This is a genomic window from Corallococcus sp. Z5C101001 (genome assembly GCF_007352635.1).
GTDB classification, from domain to species: Bacteria; Myxococcota; Myxococcia; order Myxococcales; family Myxococcaceae; genus Corallococcus; species Corallococcus silvisoli.
Window position 1 is genome coordinate 280,016 of sequence record NZ_VKLU01000013.1, and the last position, 17,776, is coordinate 297,791.

At 71.8% G+C, this 17,776-nt stretch carries 16 protein-coding genes; 4 read left to right on the top strand and 12 right to left on the bottom strand.

The genetic code is table 11. The annotated features are described in order from the left end of the window. Position 1: 1 nt before the first annotated feature. On the bottom strand, positions 2–793 hold the full coding sequence (locus FOF48_RS28215) for a hypothetical protein (protein WP_186002100.1): 792 nt from the start codon (positions 791–793) through the stop codon (positions 2–4). 177 nt (positions 794–970) lie between these two features. Here FOF48_RS28215 and FOF48_RS28220 point away from each other — a divergent pair, with 177 nt between their 5' ends. Next, positions 971–2,623 (top strand): formate--tetrahydrofolate ligase, encoded by a 1,653-nt coding sequence (locus FOF48_RS28220; protein ID WP_143906504.1) that lies wholly within the window; start codon positions 971–973, stop codon positions 2,621–2,623. Between the two features lie 77 nt (positions 2,624–2,700). Here FOF48_RS28220 and FOF48_RS28225 read toward each other — a convergent pair whose 3' ends face one another. The 5 genes from FOF48_RS28225 to FOF48_RS28245 all read right to left on the bottom strand — a co-directional run bounded on the left by FOF48_RS28225 (position 2,701) and on the right by FOF48_RS28245 (position 6,519). Then, positions 2,701–4,293: a methyl-accepting chemotaxis protein gene (locus tag FOF48_RS28225; protein WP_143906506.1), complete on the bottom strand. Its 1,593-nt coding sequence runs from the start codon at positions 4,291–4,293 to the stop codon at positions 2,701–2,703. 367 nt (positions 4,294–4,660) lie between these two features. Then, positions 4,661–5,161, bottom strand: a complete 501-nt coding sequence (locus FOF48_RS28230; protein ID WP_143906507.1) for a PTS sugar transporter subunit IIA — start codon at positions 5,159–5,161, stop codon at positions 4,661–4,663. Between the two features lie 56 nt (positions 5,162–5,217). Beyond that, entirely contained in the window at positions 5,218–5,571 is a 354-nt protein-coding gene (locus FOF48_RS28235) for a hypothetical protein (protein WP_143906509.1), read from the bottom strand. Between the two features lie 178 nt (positions 5,572–5,749). Beyond that, positions 5,750–6,073 (bottom strand): hypothetical protein, encoded by a 324-nt coding sequence (locus FOF48_RS28240; protein WP_143906511.1) that lies wholly within the window; start codon positions 6,071–6,073, stop codon positions 5,750–5,752. Between the two features lie 35 nt (positions 6,074–6,108). Beyond that, a complete protein-coding gene (locus tag FOF48_RS28245; protein ID WP_255442760.1) occupies positions 6,109–6,519 on the bottom strand; it encodes a hypothetical protein in 411 nt (136 codons plus the stop codon). Positions 6,520–6,712: 193 nt separating this feature from the next. Here FOF48_RS28245 and FOF48_RS28250 point away from each other — a divergent pair, with 193 nt between their 5' ends. Beyond that, positions 6,713–8,062 carry a sigma-54 dependent transcriptional regulator gene (locus FOF48_RS28250; RefSeq protein WP_143906636.1) on the top strand — a complete coding sequence of 450 codons (1,350 nt, stop codon included), beginning with the start codon at positions 6,713–6,715 and terminating at the stop codon, positions 8,060–8,062. A 160-nt stretch (positions 8,063–8,222) separates the two neighbouring features. Beyond that, positions 8,223–8,684, top strand: coding sequence for a hemerythrin domain-containing protein (locus FOF48_RS28255; RefSeq protein WP_143906513.1), 462 nt, complete (start codon positions 8,223–8,225; stop codon positions 8,682–8,684). A 3-nt stretch (positions 8,685–8,687) separates the two neighbouring features. Here FOF48_RS28255 and FOF48_RS28260 read toward each other — a convergent pair whose 3' ends face one another. The 6 genes from FOF48_RS28260 to kdpF are packed head-to-tail and all read right to left on the bottom strand — an operon-like array spanning position 8,688 to position 16,259. Continuing rightward, positions 8,688–10,523, bottom strand: a complete 1,836-nt coding sequence (locus tag FOF48_RS28260; protein ID WP_143906515.1) for an ATP-binding protein — start codon at positions 10,521–10,523, stop codon at positions 8,688–8,690. Then, positions 10,520–11,686 carry a sensor protein KdpD gene (locus tag FOF48_RS28265; RefSeq protein WP_143906517.1) on the bottom strand — a complete coding sequence of 389 codons (1,167 nt, stop codon included), beginning with the start codon at positions 11,684–11,686 and terminating at the stop codon, positions 10,520–10,522. Before FOF48_RS28265 ends, FOF48_RS28260 begins: the two co-directional genes overlap by 4 nt. A gap of 37 nt (positions 11,687–11,723) precedes the next feature. Continuing rightward, positions 11,724–12,356 carry a potassium-transporting ATPase subunit KdpC gene (gene kdpC, locus FOF48_RS28270; RefSeq protein ID WP_143906519.1) on the bottom strand — a complete coding sequence of 211 codons (633 nt, stop codon included), beginning with the start codon at positions 12,354–12,356 and terminating at the stop codon, positions 11,724–11,726. 22 nt (positions 12,357–12,378) lie between these two features. After that, on the bottom strand, positions 12,379–14,439 hold the full coding sequence (gene kdpB, locus FOF48_RS28275; protein ID WP_143906521.1) for a potassium-transporting ATPase subunit KdpB: 2,061 nt from the start codon (positions 14,437–14,439) through the stop codon (positions 12,379–12,381). 2 nt (positions 14,440–14,441) lie between these two features. Next, entirely contained in the window at positions 14,442–16,160 is a 1,719-nt protein-coding gene (gene kdpA, locus FOF48_RS28280; protein WP_143906523.1) for a potassium-transporting ATPase subunit KdpA, read from the bottom strand. A gap of 9 nt (positions 16,161–16,169) precedes the next feature. Continuing rightward, positions 16,170–16,259, bottom strand: a complete 90-nt coding sequence (gene kdpF, locus FOF48_RS28285; RefSeq protein ID WP_143906525.1) for a K(+)-transporting ATPase subunit F — start codon at positions 16,257–16,259, stop codon at positions 16,170–16,172. Between the two features lie 201 nt (positions 16,260–16,460). On the opposite strand from kdpF, the gene FOF48_RS28290 reads away from it, so the two are divergent. Further along, positions 16,461–17,720 carry a Fic family protein gene (locus FOF48_RS28290; RefSeq protein ID WP_143906527.1) on the top strand — a complete coding sequence of 420 codons (1,260 nt, stop codon included), beginning with the start codon at positions 16,461–16,463 and terminating at the stop codon, positions 17,718–17,720. Positions 17,721–17,776 lie beyond the last annotated feature (56 nt).

Consider the following 17,776-nt stretch of genomic DNA (forward strand, 5'->3'; position numbering starts at 1 on the left):
GCTACTGCCCGGGCCCACCGCGCGCTTCCCAGCCGCCCGCGCCCACCGGACCGCCCCGGAGACCGCCGCCTCGCGGGCTCATCTCCTGGCGGCGCATCTCCTGGTACTTGGCCTGCTGATCCGCGCTGAGGACCTTCTGCATCTCCTGGTCGTTCTGCGCGCGCAGGTCGCGCATCTCGCGCTGGACCTCGCGCCCCGGCCGGCCGTTGCCCGCGCCCGCCAGGCCCGCCATCAGCTCCTGGCGCTTCGCCTCCTCCGCCTGGAGGCGCTTCGTCAGCTCCTGCTCCTGGCTGTAGCTGAGCCGGGCGTCGGTGACGAACGCCTTGACGCGCTCGGCCTGCTCGGCCACCGCCTGCGTCCGCATCTGGTCGATCTGCTGCTGCCACTGCTGGCGCTGCTCGTTGCGCTGCTCCTCCTGCACCGAGCGCATCATGTCCTTCAGCGACTGCCGCCCGCTGTCGGTGTTCAGCGCTTCGCCCACCATCACGCCGCGCACCTCCTCGCGGAGCCTCGCCACCTCGGCCTCCAGGCCCGCGGGCGCGGGGCCCGTGCCGGTGCCGGTCGCGACCGTGCCGCCCTGCTGCTCGAAGGCCATCAGCCGCCGGGACAGGAGCTGCACCGTCTCCTCCAGGGCCTTCATGCGCGTCTGGAGCGCCCGGACGTCCGCCGCCGAGTCCTGCACGCGGGGCGACTCCTGCGTCACGGGAGCCTCCGACTTCCCCGGCCCCCACAGGGACACCCCGAGCGCCAGCGAAGCCAACCCCACCGATGCGATGCCGAGAATCCGATTCATGATGCTCTCCCTGACGGAACTCCCCGCCGCCTATTCCATCGCGTCCCCGGGGTTCGTCCAGCGCCGGCATCCTCCCACCCGCCCGCCTCACGGGGAAACGGCCTGGCGCGCGAGCCTGCCCGCTCCCCGTGCCGTGAGCGTTGACCTCTCCGGTCGGGACACCGAGAGTCCCCCGCCATGACGCTCCGTCCCATCGCAGAAGTCGGCGCCGAGCTGGGCCTCGCGCCGGAAGATGTCCTCCCCTGGGGCCGCGACCGCGCCAAGGTGTCGCTGGACGCCCTGGGCCGCCGCTCGGGCCAGGGCCGCATGGTGTTGGTCTCGGCCATCAACCCCACGCCGCCGGGAGAGGGCAAGACGACCATGTCGGTGGCGCTGGCCATGGGCCTGCGCAAGCGGGGCCGCAAGGCGGTGGCGGCGCTGCGCGAGCCGTCCCTGGGGCCCGTCTTCGGGGTGAAGGGCGGCGGCACGGGGGGCGGGCAGGCCAGCCTGGAGCCGGCGGCGGACATCAACCTGCACTTCACGGGGGACCTGCACGCCATCACCAGCGCGCACAACCTGCTGGCGGCGCTGGTGGACAACGCCCTGTACTACGGCCACCCGGTGGCGCTGGAGGGCACGCGGGTGCGGTGGCGACGCGCGCTGGACATGAACGACCGGTTCCTGCGCAACGTCATCGTGGGGCTGGGCGGCAAGGCGCACGGCGTTCCGCGCGAGACGTCCTTCGACATCACGGCCGCCAGCGAGGTGATGGCCATCCTCGCGCTCGCGGAGAGCCTCCAGGACCTGGAGGCGCGGCTGGGGCGCATCGTGGTGGGGCAGGCGCCGGACGGCTCGCCGGTGCGCGCGAACGACGTGAACGCGGCGGCGTCCATGGTGGCGCTGCTCAAGGACGCGCTGATGCCCAACCTGGCGCAGACGCGCGAGGGGGGCCCGGCCATCGTGCACGCGGGGCCGTTCGGCAACATCGCGCACGGGTGCTCGTCGGTGATGGGCACGCGGCTGGCGCTGGCGTACGCGGACGAGGTGGTGACGGAGGCGGGCTTCGGCTTCGACCTGGGCGCGGAGAAGTTCCTGGACATCAAGTGCCGGAGCGCGGGCGTGTGGCCCCGGGGCGTGATGCTGGTGGTGACGCTGCGAGCGCTCAAGCACCACGGCGGCGCGAGTCCCGCGCAGGTCGCGGATCCGAACCGCGAGGCGCTGCTGAAGGGCTTCGACCACCTGGAGAAGCACCTGGAGTCGGTGGCGGCGTTCGGCCTGCCGGCGGTGCTGTGCGTGAACAAGTTCCCGCAGGACACGGAGTCGGAGCTGGAAGAGCTGCGCGCGTTCGCGAAGGCGCGGGGCGTGGGCATCGCGGTGTGCGACGGCTTCGGCCGGGGCGGCGAAGGCGCGCTGGAGCTGGCGGACACGGTGCTGGCGATGCTGGACGCGACGGACGCGGCGCCGCCGAAGCCGCGCTTCCTGTACGCGCTGGAGCAGACGCCGGAGGAGAAGATCCGCGCCATCGCGCGCACGGTGTACGGCGCGGACGACGTGGCGTTCACGCCGGGGGCGCGCAAGGACCTGGAGACGGCGCGGGCGCTGGGAGGCGCGGGGCTGCCGGTGTGCATGGCCAAGACGCACCTGTCGCTGTCGGACGACCCGACGAAGACAGGGCGGCCCCGGGGCTTCACGTTGACGGTGCGCGAGGTGCGCCTGTCCGCGGGAGCGGGCTTCCTGGTGGCGCTCACCGGAGAGCTGCTCACCATGCCGGGCCTCCCCCGCGAGCCCGCCGCCCGGCGCGTCACCGTCCACCCGGACGGCCGCATCACGGGCTTGATGCAGGGCGAATAGCCCCCCAACGAAAACGGGCCGCCCCGGTGCATCCGGGACGGCACGTGGGCCCGCGGCGTCCGCCGGGGGGACCGCGGCTAGACGCGGAAGGTGGTGGACAGCTCCTGGAGCTTGCCCAGGGACGTGTTGATCTGCCCCACCGCCTGTTCGGCGTTGGTGGTGGCCATCACCACGTCGCTCATCATCTCCGACAGCTGCGTCACCACCTCCGTCATCTGCGTGATGCCCGCGTTCTGCTGGGTCACCGACGCGACGATCTGCCTCGCGGCCTGGCTGCTCTCCTGCACCACCTGGGTGATGTCCTTCAGCGTCGTCGCGGACGCGAGCACCTGCTCGATGCCCTCCTCCATCTTCTGGCTGTCCCCCTCGGCGATGCCCACCGTCTGGCGGATGGCCTGGTTGATCTCCAGGAGGATCTTCCCGATGCGCTGCGTGCTCTGCAGCGACTGCCCGCTGAGCGCCCGCATCTCCTTGGCCACCACCGCGAAGCCCCGCCCCTCCTCCCCCGCCCGCGCCGCCTCGATGGCCGCGTTCAACGCCAGCACGTTGGACTGGTCCGCCAGGTCCTTCACGCTGCCGATGATTTCACCCGCGTGCACCGCCTGCTCCGACAGGTGCCCGATGCTCCCCACCAGCGCGCCCACCCGCGCGCGGATCTGCTGCAACCCCTCCGCGCTCCGCTCGATGGACAGCTGCCCGGATGAACTGAACGCGTCCGCCTGCGCCGCCACCTTCAACACCATCTCCGCGCGGCTGGCCGCCATGCCCGACGTCTGCGCGATCTCCGCGATGGTGGAGCTGGCCTCCGTCAGGCTGCGCGACTGGCTGGTCAGGAAGTTGAGCTGCTCGTGGCTCGCGGAGTTCAGCCGCGCCGCCGCCGCCGTCAGCTCCGTCACCACCGCGTGCAGCGTGCCCGGCACCGCGCTCAGCCGCGTCATCAGCGTCTGGATGCTGCGCGCCAGCTCGCCCACCTCGTCCTGGGCGCTGGTGTCGATGCTCAGCGACAGGTCGCCTTCCCGCGCGATGCGCGTCGCCGTCACCGTCAGCCGCGCCAGCGGCGTCGTCACCTCGCGCAGCAGCCACAGCGTCGCCACCGCGAGCGCCAGGATGCAGCCCACCGCCAGCACCAACACCCACGTCAGCGTCGTGCCGTGCAGCGACGACACCTCCGTGAAGGCCTCCTGCTGCGACGCCTCCTGCTGCGCCGTCACCGCCTCCAGCCCGCCATGCACCGCCTTGTACGCGGGCTCCAGCTTCGCGAGCGCGGCCTCCGCGGTCGCGTCGCTCCGAGCCGCCAGCGCCACCACCGCGGACGCCTCCTGCCAGTAGCGCGTGAAGTCCTTGCGCACCGCCTCCACCCGGCCCGCGTCCACGTCCGGCAGGGCGACCAGCGCCGTGAGCCCCCTCGTGAACTCCGCCACCTCCGCGTCCAGCGTCTGCTGCTGCACCGCGTGCAACGCCACCGCGTCGCCCACGTCCTGGTGCAACGCGGCGAAGCCCGCCCGCGCCGTCTGCGCCAGACTCACCGACGGGGCCAGGCTGGTTCCAATGCGCTCCGCGGCCTGCCGCGTGCGCGACCCCAGCACCACCGTCACCGCCACGATGGCCACCAGGAACCCCGCGGCCACCACGGGCAGCACCATCATCTTCTGCTTGAGCCTCAACGCCATCACACACCCCCTCGCGGGCCCACGTCACACATCCCGATGAAGCGCGGACGTGCATCCGCGCGGGGCCTGCAGCGCCAGCTCATTGTCGCTCATCCTTCCGCGGCCCGGACGGACACCCCGACGGCCGAGGCTCCGCCTGGACGCGTAGGATAGACAACACCTCTCCCCCCGACTCAAGCCCGCGTCCCTTGAAATATCCTCGAAACGGGTCCGCCCGACCCCTCAGGGTCAGGCGCGACACTTCGTCCTGTCAGGTGGGACAGGCGAAAGAGGACGCCTCACGTCAGCCAGGAGACACGCGGGCGCCCCGTGGGGCGATCATCCCAGCGCTCCGGGAGGAGCCCGGGCGCGAGTGACCCGGCGGACCTCACCCGTGGAGGCTGTCCGGGAGCGGTGACTCCACTGGCTGGGGGTGGAGGGACTCCGCCCAGGACAGCAGGGCGTAGGCCTCGCGGGCGGTGGTCGTGGCGAGCAGCGCGTCCCGCAGGGACGGGGCGCGCAGCAGCGTCGCGATGCGCGAGAGCACGTTGAGGTGCAGGCCCGCGGTGTCGGTCGGCGCCACCAGGCCGACGAAGATGCGCACCCGCCCGTCCTCGGGAGCGCCAAAGACCAGGCCGCGGCGGCTCATTCCCAGGCAGGTGACGATGCCCCGTGCCCCCTCCACGCGGCAGTGAGGGATGGCCACGCCCCCCGCCATCACCGTGGCGCCCAGCGCCTCCCGCGCCCGGAGCTGGGAGGCAATCACCTCCGGCGCCACGCCCGACTCCGGGGCCATCAGCCCCGCCAGCTCGTCCAACAGCGAGTCGCGGTCGTGCGCCCGTAAGGCCGGGCGGATCGCCTCCAACGACAGGAAATCCATCCACCGCATGTCCATGCCTCCCGGCCCTCGTGGCCGCGAATGTCGTCTTGAAGCACTCCCCCACTTCAGGTGGCGACGGCGACGCGCTCGCGCCCCACCATCACGATGCAGGCGGCGAGCACTCGCGCGCTGAAGCCGTCACGCTCACTGTCGTCGAACGCCTGCGCCAGCACCTCCGGGTCGTCGTCCAGGAACAGCGTGGAGCCCACGCGCTCGAAGACATGGGCCAGCAGGCCGCGGCAGCAGGTGCAGCGCCACGCCTTCTCCAGCGCGCGTCCGGCGCGGCGTCGGGCGTCCCCCAGGCCGCGGGCCCCCAGCATCCGCACCGCCTTGAGCGAGCCCTCCTCGAGGGTGCCTGCGCGGTGCTCCCAGGGCCGCCTCACGGCGGCCCACGCGTTCAACATGGCGACGCTTCCCATGGCATTCCACTCCTGGCTGCCCGGGTTCCTCCACCGGGCCGCCCACCCCCAGGAGCACCCCGCGTGCCGGGGCGGCGGCACTCCATCCCCGCGTTCTTCCAGGGGTTTCCCTCCCCCTGCTTCGCGCGCGGTTTCATCCTGCACGCTGGCGCCATGCAGGACGCGGTGCCGCCTCGCCTCAGCGCCACGGCCCCAGCCGGGCGCGGCACACGCCGTCACACTCGGGGAACCCCAAGAGGAAGCGGGCCTGCTCGCGGCAGCGCGGAAGGAAATCCCCGGCGCGCGGTCCCTCGCACAAGGCCCGGAAGCTCTCGGAGGTCTGCTGGAAGAGGGCGGCCCGCTCTCCAGCGGGCAAGCCCTGGAGGCCGCGCCGGTCGGAGCACGTGCTGGCGAGCGCCACGGCCGCCAGGCCCCAGAGCAGCAACCAGCCAGGCAGGTCCCTCCACCCGGGGCGGGACAGCCCGCCCTTCACGGCGGTGGGACGCGGGGTTGAAGAGTCCATGCCCCGGCTCCTGGGCAAGACACATGCCGCGGACTTCAGCGCGTGGGCCTGGTGACGAAGGGCTCCACCTCGCGCCTGCAGACGTCGTCGCACTCGGAGAAGCGGATGAGGAAGTCCGCGTGCCGCGCGCACTTCTTGGGAAAGCGCGTGCCGCCACCGTCAGGCAGGCACAGCAGGCGGAACTCCTCTTGTGTCTCCTGGAACAGGGCCTCGCGCTGCGAGGGCGACAGGGCCTGGAGCGCGCGGTTCTCCCCGCCCTGGAGCCAGAGGAAGACGCCCACCAGCACCAGCAGCAGCACGCCCAGCCACGTGCCCCGGCGCAGCCAGCGGTCGGGCGGGGGGGCCAGCTCCTTCGCGAAGATGTTGCCGTCCTCACCCCCTTCTTCCGGGGGCGTCCCGTCGTTGCCCATGGGCTCCATTCCATCCATGGCGCGTGCCAGCCGCACGGCCGTACCCCAGCAGACACCAGCCGGCCCTGGGTTGCACCTTGCAACCGCCATCCGGGGCCGACCTTGCGGCTCGCGGTGCGCGCCGGCACTCCCGGGCGCCTGGCATCCAACAGATGGGGCCCGGCACACGGCATGCTCTTAGACTCGCCTCATGGAAGTCCGTGCCGGCCCGGAAGCACAGGAGCGCCCCATGCGGGTGCTCGTGGTGGATGACGAGCGAAACATCCGCCACACCCTGCGGGTGTGCCTGGAGGGCCTGGGCTGCGAGGTGCGCGAGGCCGCGACGCCGGAGGCCGCGCTGGCGGCGCTCGCGCAGGGGCCGGCGGACCTGGCCTTCGTGGACCTGCGGTTGGGCAACGCGTCCGGCCTGGAGCTGCTGCCCCGCCTGCTCGCCGAGTCGCCCGCCCTGGACGTCATCCTCATCACCGCGTACGCGACCTTCGACACCGCCGTGGAGGCGGTGAAGCGGGGCGCGCGCGACTACCTGCCCAAGCCCTTCACCCCCGCGCAGATCCGCCACGTGCTGGAGCGCGCGAGGGCCCAGCGCGAGCTGACCTCGCACCTGGGCGACCTGGAGGGGCAGCTCGCGCAGGCGGTGCCAGAGGCCACGCTGGAGACGGCGTCGCCCGCCATGCACGCGGCCCTTGGCTTCATCACGCGCGCGGCCACGTCCGACGCGGCGGTGCTGCTGCGCGGGGAGAGCGGCACCGGCAAGGGCGTCCTCGCTCGGGCGCTGCATTCGATGAGCGCCCGGCGCAAGCGGCCCTTCGTCACCATCAACTGCCCCACCCTGTCCGAACAACTGCTGGCGAGCGAGCTGTTCGGCCACGCGCGCGGCGCCTTCACCGGCGCGGTGAAGGACCAGCCGGGGCGCGTGGAGCAGGCGGAAGGGGGCACGCTCTTCCTGGACGAGGTGGCGGAGATGAGCCCGTCCCTCCAGGCGCAGCTGCTGCGCTTCCTCCAGGAGAAGCAGTTCGAGCGGCTGGGAGAGGGCCGCACGCGCAAGGCGGACGTGCGGGTGGTGGCGGCCACGCACCGCGACCTGGAGAAGGACGTGGCGGAGGGGCGCTTCCGCGAGGACCTGATGTACCGGTTGAACGTCCTGGAGCTGAAGCTCCCCGCCCTGCGCGAGCGCCCCGAGGACCTCCTCCCGCTGGCACGCCGCTTCATCGCCTTCTTCGCCAGGGCCGCGCAGCGCCCGGCGCCGGAGCTGTCACCCGCCACGGAGGCGATGCTGCGGGCCTACCCCTGGCCGGGCAACGTGCGCGAGCTGCGCAACGCCCTGGAGCGGGCGCTCATCGTGGGGGCCTCGGGCGTGGTGGAGCCGCAGGCCTTCCCGGAGCGCATCGCGTCCGCCGCGGGGCCAGGGGTGAGCCTGGGCGGTCCGCACACGCTGGAAGAGGTGGAGCGCGAACACATCCTGCGGGTGATGGCCTCCGCGCCGACGCTGGACGAGGCGGCCCGCCTGCTCGGCATCGACGCGTCGACGCTGTGGCGCAAGCGCAAGAAGTACGAGGCGGACGCGAAGCCGGACGCGTGAGGCGAAGGCCTGTGCGCCAGTGCATGGCGGCATGACCCCGGGGCCCGGGGCGTCCAAGGGCGCTCGTCCCGGAGCGTGGATTGCGCCCTTGCGCGCGCGTGAGAACCCTGCGGACGGACCGCCGCTGCCGCCGCCTGGCGTGTCCCTCCACGGATACCTCATGAACCTCATCGACGTGCTCATCCAGCAGCACCGGGATGCCGAGGCCCTCTTCGAGGCCTACCGCAACGCCCCGGACGAAGAGAAGCCTGAGCTGTGCGTGCGCCTGGCCGAGGCGCTCACGATGCACAGCACCATCGAGGAGCGCTGGGTGTATCCGGTCGCGCGAAGCGTCGTCGACGGGTCCCGCATCGACTTCGCGGTGGAGGAGCACGGGGAGATGACCCAGCTGCTCGCCGAGCTGCTGCGCGCGCGCCGCGACGTGCCCCGCAGGGAGGCCACGGTGCGGGAGCTGGAGGCGGTGGTGGCGAACCACATGGCGGAGGAGGAGCGCGAGGTGCTGCCCCGGCTGCGCCAGGTGGACGCGGGCGCGTTCGGCCTGTCCAGCTCGGAGATCGTCCGCTCCGCGTCCGACGCGCGCCGCGAGGCCATGCGCCAGCTGGATGCCTCCTCCCCGCGGTGAACCTCAGGCCTGCTCGGGCTGAGGCAGCGTGAACCAGAAGGTGCTGCCCTGGCCCGGGGTGCTCACCACGCCCAGCTCGCCGCCATGCGCCTGGACGACGTCCCGGGCGATGGACAGCCCCAGACCCGCGCCGCCGCCCGTGGCGCCCGGAGCCCGGTAGAACTTCTCGAAGATGCGCGCCTGCTCCTGCGCGGGGATGCCCTCGCCGGTGTCGCGCACCTCGAAGCGCGCGTGGATGCCGTCGCGCCGGACGTGCACCGACACCTCGCCGCCCCGGGGCGTGTGCTTCACGCCGTTGCCCACCAGGTTGCCCAGCACCAGCTGGAGCCGGTCTGGATCCACCCGCACCGTCTCCACGTCCGGTGACAGGGTCTGCGACAGGCGCACGCCCCGGTCCTCCGCCACCGTGCGCTGGGCGGACAGCGCGTGCGCCACCAGCTCCTCCGTGGACACCTCGCGCACGTCCAGCTGCAGCTGCCCGGACTGGATGCGCGACAGGTCCAGCAGGTCGTCCACGATGCCCTGCAACCGCTCGCAGTCCTCGCGCGCCGCGAAGAGCAGGTCCGCCTGCTTCTCCGTCACCTCCCCCACGACGCCCTCCGCGACCAGGTGGATGGCCATGCGCAGCGACGTGAGCGGCGTGCGGAACTCATGCGCCACCGTGGCCACCAGGTCGTTCTTCAGCTCGTCGAAGCGCCGCAGCCGCGTCACGTCCTGGAGGATGAGCGTGGCGCCCACCACCTCCCCCGTCTCCCCGTGCACGGGGCTGCCGCGCGGCAGCAGCCAGCGGCCTCCCTCCGCGGACGCCTCCACCCGCACCGCCTCCTCGTAGCCCCGGGGCTGGTACGCGCCGCGCCCGCCCACGACGTACGCGCGCACGCGCTCCAGCACGGCGCGCACCTCCGGCTCCACGCGCCCCAGGGCATCCCCGCCCTCGTCCAGCCGCAGATGCAAGGTGTCCTCCGCCGCGGCGTTCACGTTGAGCAGGCCGCCGTCCGCGCCCAGCACCAGCACCGGGTCCGGCAGGCTGTCGATGGCCGCCTGGGACACCGCCTGCGCCTGGAGCAGCTCGCCCAGGCTGCTCTTGCGGTACTGCCCCAGCCGCTCCGCCATGGTGTTGAAGTCGCGGGCGAGCTGCGCGATCTCATCCCGCCCCTCCACCACCGCGCGCGCCTCCACGTCGCCCTGCCCCAGCCGGCGCACCGCCTGAGACAGCACCGATATCGGACGGATCGCGCGCTGCACCAGCGACGTGGTGAAGAACAGGCCGAAGCCCAGCGCCGCCACCATCGCCAGCGCCATCAGCGTGTTCACCCGCTCGCTCTGCTTCCGCAGCCCGTCGCTCTTGCGCACCATCGCGTCCTGGTTCAGCGCGAGGATGGACGACGCGGCGGACTTCGCCTCCTGGAAGGCGGGCGCGAGCGAGGCGAAGTAGCGCGTCCGCGCGTCCTCCGGAGTCTTCTCCTGGAGGAAGGCATCGAACGTGGACTGGTAGTTCGCCCAGGCGGCCTGGAGCCGCTGCGTCGCCTCCCCCTCGCCCGGCTCGGTGATGTTGCCCTTCTGGATGGCCAGCTCCGCCTCCAGCGACGGCCTCTGCGCGGCCTGCTGGGTCACGCCCCGCTCGCGCTCTCCCGCGATGATGAAGAGCGCCGCGCTGTCCATGCGCTCCAGCTGTTCGGTGATGCGCTGGGTGGCGAGCACGCTGCGATAGTTGTCCTCCAGCACCCGCTGGCCGGACTCGCCCACGCGCGCCAGGGTGACGACGGCCATGGCCCCCAGCAGCAGGAGCGCCAGCACCAGCGGCGCCTGGGCCAGCAGCAGTCGGGAGCGCAGCGTCATGGGCGCTTCTCCTCGTGGGGCTCGAAGGACACGATGTGGATGTCGAAGCCCTCCCCTTCGCGCAGGAGGCGTGCGTCCGTGGTCAACCCCAGCCGCTGGCGCCACTTCGGCTGGTTGGAGCGGCCGATGATGATGTGGCCCACGCCGTGCGAGCACGCGAAGTCCAGCAGCGCCGCCACGGGGTCGCCGGAGCGCAGGCGCACCACCTCCGCGCCCAGCTCCTTCGCCTTCTCGATGTTCGACAGCAGGTGGCGCTGCGCCTCCGCGTCGATGAGGTGCGGCGCCTCGCGGGGCGTCTCCACGTACACCACGAACCAGTCCGTGTTGAGCCGGCCCGCCATGCGCGAGCCCCGGCGCAGCAGCGTCGCCGCGTGCGGCGGGTGACTGGAGAGGGCCACCAGCACGCGGCCCCAGGCGCCGCCGCCCTTCGGGGAGGGCTCCTCGCCGGCGAGCGCCTGCCGTCCGGTGGTGGCGCGGTCCAGGCTCTCCGCCACCTCGCGCAGCGCCAGCTCGCGCAGGGTGGAGAGGTTGTCGCCCGTGAAGAAGCGCTCCAGCGCGCTCGCCACCTTGTCGGGCGCGTAGATTTTTCCCGCCTTGAGCCGCTCCTGGAGGTCCTCCACCGCGAGGTCCAGGTTCACCACCTGATCCGCCGTCTTGAGGAAGCTGTCGGGCAGGGTCTCCCGCACGGTGACGCCGGTGTTGCGCTCCACCAGGTCGTTGAGGCTCTCCAGGTGCTGCACGTTGAAGGCCCCGATGACGTTGATGCCCGCGGCCATCAGCTCCTGCACGTCCTGGTAGCGCTTGCGGTGGCGGCACACCGGCAGGTTGGTGTGGGCCAGCTCATCCACGATGGCCACCTGCGGCCGGCGCGCGAGGATGGCGTCCAGGTCCATCTCCTCCACGGAGACGTCGCGGTACGTGAGGCGCATCCGGGGCACGACCTCCAGCCCCGTCACCAGCGCCTCCGTCTCCGGGCGGCCATGCGTCTCGATGAACCCCAGCACCACGTCCACGCCGCGCGCCTTGAGCGCGTGTGCCTCCTCCAGCATGCGGAACGTCTTGCCCACGCCCGCCGCGAAGCCGATGTAGAGCTTCAGCCGGCCCCGCCGGCCGCGCTCCACCAGCTCCAGGAAGTCCTCCGCGCGAGGGCGTCGCGTCGTCATGGCTGGAAACTCCCTCGCGGCGCGGCGCCAGCGGGGCTCACGGGGACGCGCCTCCCGCGGGGGTGGGCACGGGCGTCGAGGGAGGGGGGAGGGGTCCGCCGAACTGTCGATCCATCGCGAGGTTCAACGTGAGCACGTTCACCCGGGGTTCGCCCAGCACGCCGAACGTCCGGCCCTCCACCTGTGACATCACCAACGTCCGCACCCGCGCGGGCTCCACGCCGCGCGCCCGCGCCACGCGGGGAACCTGCCACAGCGCGGCCTCCGGCGACACATGCGGGTCCAGGCCGGACGCGGACGCCGTCACCAGCTCGCCGGGCACGGGGCCAGGGGCCTCCGGGTTCTCCCGGCGCAGCCGCTCCGCGTCCGTCACCGCGCGCTCCTGGAGCTTCTGGGAGGTGGGGCCCAGGTTGCTGCCGCCGGAGGCCGTCGCGTCCCAGCCCGTGCCCGCGGCGGAGGGGCGCGGCTGGAAGTAGGCGGGCCGGGTGAAGCCCTGACCGATGAGCGCGCTGCCCACCTCGCGGCCCTGGCCGTCCTTCACCAGCGACCCGTTGGCTTCATGGGGAAAGAGCCCCTGCGCCACGCCGGTGACGGCCAGGGGGTACAGCACGCCCGTGAGGACCAGCGTGACGACGCTGGCGCGCAGGGCGGTGAGCAGCACGGAGACCATGGTGTGGATTCCTCTTTCCGGCTCAGGCCAGGCCCACGGTGGTGAGCAGCACGTCGATGACCTTGATGCCCAGGAACGGGACGATGACGCCGCCCACGCCGTAGAGGAGCAGGCTGCGGCGCAAGAGGGCCGCCGCGCCCAGCGGGCGGTAGCGCACGCCCTTCAGCGCCAGCGGGATGAGCGCCACGATGATGAGCGCGTTGAAGATGACCGCGGACAGGATGGCGCTGAACGGCGACGTCAGCCCCATCACGTTGAGCGGGGCAATCTGGGGGAAGACGCCCATGAAGAGCGCCGGGAGGATGGCGAAGTACTTGGCCACGTCGTTGGCGATGGAGAACGTCGTCAGCGTGCCGCGCGTCATCAGCAGCTGCTTGCCCACCTCCACCACCTCCAGGAGCTTGGTGGGGTTGGAGTCCAGGTCCACCATGTTGCCGGCCTCCTTGGCCGCCTGGGTGCCGGTGTTCATCGCCACGCCCACGTCCGCCTGGGCCAGCGCGGGCGCGTCGTTGGTGCCGTCGCCGGTCATCGCCACCAGCTTGCCCTTGCCCTGCTCCGCGCGGATGAGCGCCAGCTTCGCCTCCGGGGTCGCCTCCGCCAGGAAGTCGTCCACGCCGGCCTCGCGCGCGATGGCCGCCGCGGTGCGCGGGTTGTCGCCGGTGATCATCACCGTGCGGATGCCCATGGCGCGGAAGCGGTCGAAGCGCTCATGGATGCCGCCCTTCACCACGTCCTTCAGGTGGATGATGCCCAGCACCCGCGCGCCGTCCGCCACCGCCAGCGGCGTGCCACCCGCGTCACCGATGCGGTCCGCCGCCTGGCTCAGCTCCACCGGCACGGCGCCGCCCTGCTCCTTCACGTGGCGCATGATGGCGTCCACCGCGCCCTTGCGGATGCTGCGCGGGTGCGGATCCACCAGGTCGCAGCCGCTCATGCGCGTCTGCGCGGTGAAGGGCACGAAGGTGGCCTGATGCGCGCGCAGCTCGCGCGGCCGCATCTTGTAGGTGTCCTTCACCAGCGTGACGACGGAGCGCCCCTCCGGGGTCTCGTCCGCCAGGCTCGCCAGCTGCGCGGCCTCTGCCAGCTCCTCGATGCGGATGCCCGGCAGGGGCAACAGCTCCGTGGCCATGCGGTTGCCCAGGGTGATGGTGCCCGTCTTGTCCAGCAGCAGCGTGTCCACGTCGCCCGCCGCCTCCACCGCGCGCCCGCTGAGCGCGAGCACGTTCTTGCGCAGCAGCCGGTCCATGCCCGCGATGCCAATGGCGCTCAGCAGTCCACCGATGGTGGTGGGGATGAGGCACACCAGCAGCGCGACCACCGCGGTGCCGGACAGCTTCACGCCGGAGTAGAGCGCCAGCGGCACCAGCGTCACGCACGCCATGAGGAACACCAGCGTGAGGCCCACCAGCAGGATGTGCAGGGCGATCTCATTGGGCGTCTTCTTGCGGGCCGCGCCCTCCACCAGCCCAATCATCCGGTCGAGGAACGACTCGCCGGGGTCCACGCTGATGCGGATGACGATGCGGTCGGACAGCACCTTGGTGCCCCCCGTGACGGCGGATCGGTCGCCGCCGGACTCGCGGATGACGGGGGCGGACTCACCGGTGACGGCGGACTCGTCCACGCTGGCGATGCCCTCCACCACGTCTCCGTCGCCGGGGATGACGTCGCCGGCCTCGCACACCACGCGGTCGCCCTTGCGCAGGGCGGGCGCGCCGACGCGCTCCTCGCGGCCGTCGTCGCGGAGCCGGCGGGCCTGGGTGTCCTGCCGCATGCGGCGCAGGGCGCTCGCCTGGGCCTTGCCGCGGCCCTCCGCCACGGCCTCCGCGAAGTTGGCGAAGAGGACGGTGAACCACAGCCACAGCGTCACCCCCACGGTGAACCAGAGCGGCGCGCTGCCGCCGTGGGAGCTCACCAGGTCCTTGAGGACGAACACGGTGGTGAGGAGGCTGCCGGCCCACACCACGAACATCACCGGGTTGCGGGCCACGTCGCGCGGGCGGAGCTTCTTGAGGCTCTCCCAGACGGCGGGCTTGAGCAGCGCGGGGTCCAGCAGGGACGCCGGCTTGGAGGCGGGGGCCATGGTCAGTACACCTTTCCGGCCGCGCCGAGGAAGTGCTCGACGATGGGGCCCAGGGACAGCGCGGGGAAGAACGTCAGCGCGCCCACGATGACGACGACGCTCACGAGCAGGCCGGTGAAGAGCACGCCCTGGGTGGGGAAGGTGCCGGGGCCGGGGGGCACGACCTTCTTGCCCACGAGCGCCCCCGCCAGCGCCAGCACCGGCACCATCATCAGGAAGCGGCCCGCGAGCATCGCCATGCCCAGGCTGATGTTCCAGAACGACGTGTTCGCGTTGAGGCCGGCGAAGGCGCTGCCGTTGTTGGCGACGCCGCTGGTGTACGCGTAGAGGATCTCCGACAGGCCGTGCGGGCCCGCGTTGTTGAGCGACGACGTGCCCTGCGGCAGCACCGCGCCCACGGCGGACAACCCCAGGGCGACCAGCGGGAAGACGAGCACGTACAGCATCGCGAGCTTCATCTCGCGCGCTTCGATCTTCTTGCCCAGGAACTCCGGGGTGCGGCCCACCATCAGGCCGGCGATGAAGACCGCGAGCACCGCCATCACCAGGATGCCGTAGAGGCCCGCGCCCACGCCGCCGAAGATGACCTCGCCCAGCTGCATGTTGACCAGCGGCACCAGTCCGCCCAGCGCGGTGAAGCTGTCGTGCATGGAGTTCACCGCGCCGCACGACGCGTCGGTGGTGACGGTGGCGAACAGGGTGGAGGCCGCGACGCCGAAGCGGGCCTCCTTGCCCTCCATGTTCCCGTCCTGGAGGACGTGGGCGGACGCGAGCGCGGGGTTGGCGTGGGATTCGGCGGCGTAGCTGGCGCCAGCGCCCACGAGGAAGAGGACGGACATGGCGGCGAAGAGGGCCCAGCCCTGCTTCGTGTCGCCGGTCATCTTCCCGTAGGTGTGCGTGAGGCCCGCGGGGATGACGAAGATGAGCAGCAGCTGGACGAAGTTGGTGAGGGGGGTGGGGTTCTCGAAGGGATGGGCGCTGTTGGCGTTGAAGAAGCCGCCGCCGTTGGTGCCCAGCATCTTGATGGCCTCCTGCGACGCCACGGGCCCGAAGGCGAGCGTCTGCTTCACGCCCTCCACGGTGGAGACCGGGTGGTACGGCGAGAGGTTCTGGAGCACGCCCTGGGACACGAAGAACAGGGCGACCAGGAAGCTCAGGGGCAAGAGCACGTAGAGGGTGCCGCGCACCAGGTCGACCCAGAAGTTGCCCAGGGTCTTGTGGCCGTCCGGCCCGGGCCGGCGGGTGAGGCCTCGCGCCAGGGCGAGCGCCACGCCCATGCCCGCGGCGGCGGAGGCGAAGTTCTGCCACGTGAGGCCCACCATCTGGGTGGCGTAGCTCATCGTGGATTCACCGGCGTACGACTGCCAGTTGGTGTTGGAGGTGAAGCTGGCGGCGGTGTTGAACGCGAGCGCCGGGCCCACCGCGGGCAGGTGCTGGGGATTGAACGGGAGCACGTGCTGGAGCCGCTGGAGGACGTAGAGGCCCACGACGCTCATGGCGCTGAAGGCGAGCAGGGCGGCGGTGTACCGCCCCCACGTCTGCTCCCGCGCGCGGTCCACGCCGCACAGGCGCAGGAGGACGCGCTCGACGGGGCCGAGCACTCGGGGCAGGGGCTGGGTGGGGGACTCGAAGACGTGAAAGAGGTAGAGGCCCACGGGTTTCGTCAACGCGAGGACCGCGGCGAAGAACAACAGGATCTGAAGCCAGCCAATGAGGGTCATGGCGGGCACCTAGAAGCGCTCTGGCAGGAGCAGGGCGTAGACGAGATAGACGGTCAGCAGGAGCGCGAGCGCGATCCCCGCGGCGTATTCGAAGGTCATGACCCGAGGGGCTTTTGCATCCGCCGTACCGGGGCGACCCCAGGTCGAGCCCAGATGTTCCGGGGAGTTGCGCGAGCCATCCCCGGGCCCGGGTTGCAATGTGCACGAACCGGCGCCGCCGAGGTCCGCAGGGTGAAAGGCCACGATGGTGGACGGGCCGGTTGAAGCGAGTGCTTATCGTGGGAACTGGAGGTGCGTGCCGTGGATCCGTACCGGTGGAGCGAGCGCATCGAGCCCAGGCTTCGGCAAGCGACCGAGCGGATGCGGCGGCTGCGTGGCACCAGGATTCCTCCCTCGGCGCTGCGAAGCCTGCGGCACGCGTTCCGGTGCGACCACACGTACCACTCGAATGCGATGGGAGGGAACCGGCTGACCCTGCCTGAAACCCACGCGGTGCTGAAGGATGGCATCGTCATCGCGGGCACGCCCCTGAAGGACCATTTCGAGGCGGTGAACCTCGCGCATGCGCTCGACCTCATCGAGACCCGGTCCCGCGAGGACACGGCTCCGGGTGAGCAGGACGTGCGCGAGCTGCACGGCATCGTCCTGCGCGGCATCGAGCCCCTGGACGCGGGGGTGTACCGGCGGCTCAACCTGAGGATGGAGGGCACACCGCATGTGCCTCCCGAAGCGACCCACGTGCCCGAAGCGATGCGGACTTTCGGCGCGTGGCTGGCGGGAGTCAGGACCGAGCATCCGGTGGTCGCCTCCTCCATCGCGCATGCGTGGTTCGCGGCGATTCATCCCTTCACGGATGGGAACGGCCGGACAGGGAGACTGCTCACCAACCTGCTGCTGATGCGGGAGCACTATCCCCCCATCGCGCTGAGGGTCGAGGACCGTGCGCGGTATCACGCGGCGCTCCAGTCCTCCCATTCGAGCGACATCACCGCGCTGGTGGAGCTGACACTCGACGGGGTGGAGCGGCGCTTCGACGAGTACGAACGAGCGGCCGGTGAGGTCCTCGAGCCCGACATGGAAGCGTCACGGGCCGAGACGCCGACCCGGTTCAGCAGGTGGTACGAGGCCGCCCGCGCCCTCCATGAAGCGCTCCGGGAGGTCGCGGCACGGCTGGAAGTGCGCGCTCCCGAGAGCGGTCGTCCGAGGCTCCAGACCTCCGAGCTGGCCGCGCTCACGGAGCGTGAGTGGGCGCCCCTTCAAGAGACCTCCCTGGCGCTCTTCAGCATCCGTGGCCAGCACCAGGGTCGACAGGTGGAGATCTTCTTCCACTCGATGCCACCGGTTCCGGATGCGGGTGCGGTCCCTCCGGGCATTCGCATGACCGCCCCCAGTCCGGAGCGCATCGCCCTGAAGTATTTCTCCTCGGCGGTGCCCACCGGACACACCTTCAGCGTGTCGCGGGATGGGCTCGACGCCGAGGTCGAGCACGGCGTCTCCGCGCTCACGCTCGCGACGGAGCTCTGGACCTACGCGATCACCGAGTACCTGTCGCCGCGCTGAACGCCGCGCATCCGGGCGACCCTGAAGCGGGGCCGCCCGGTGGGGCTGCTCTTGAT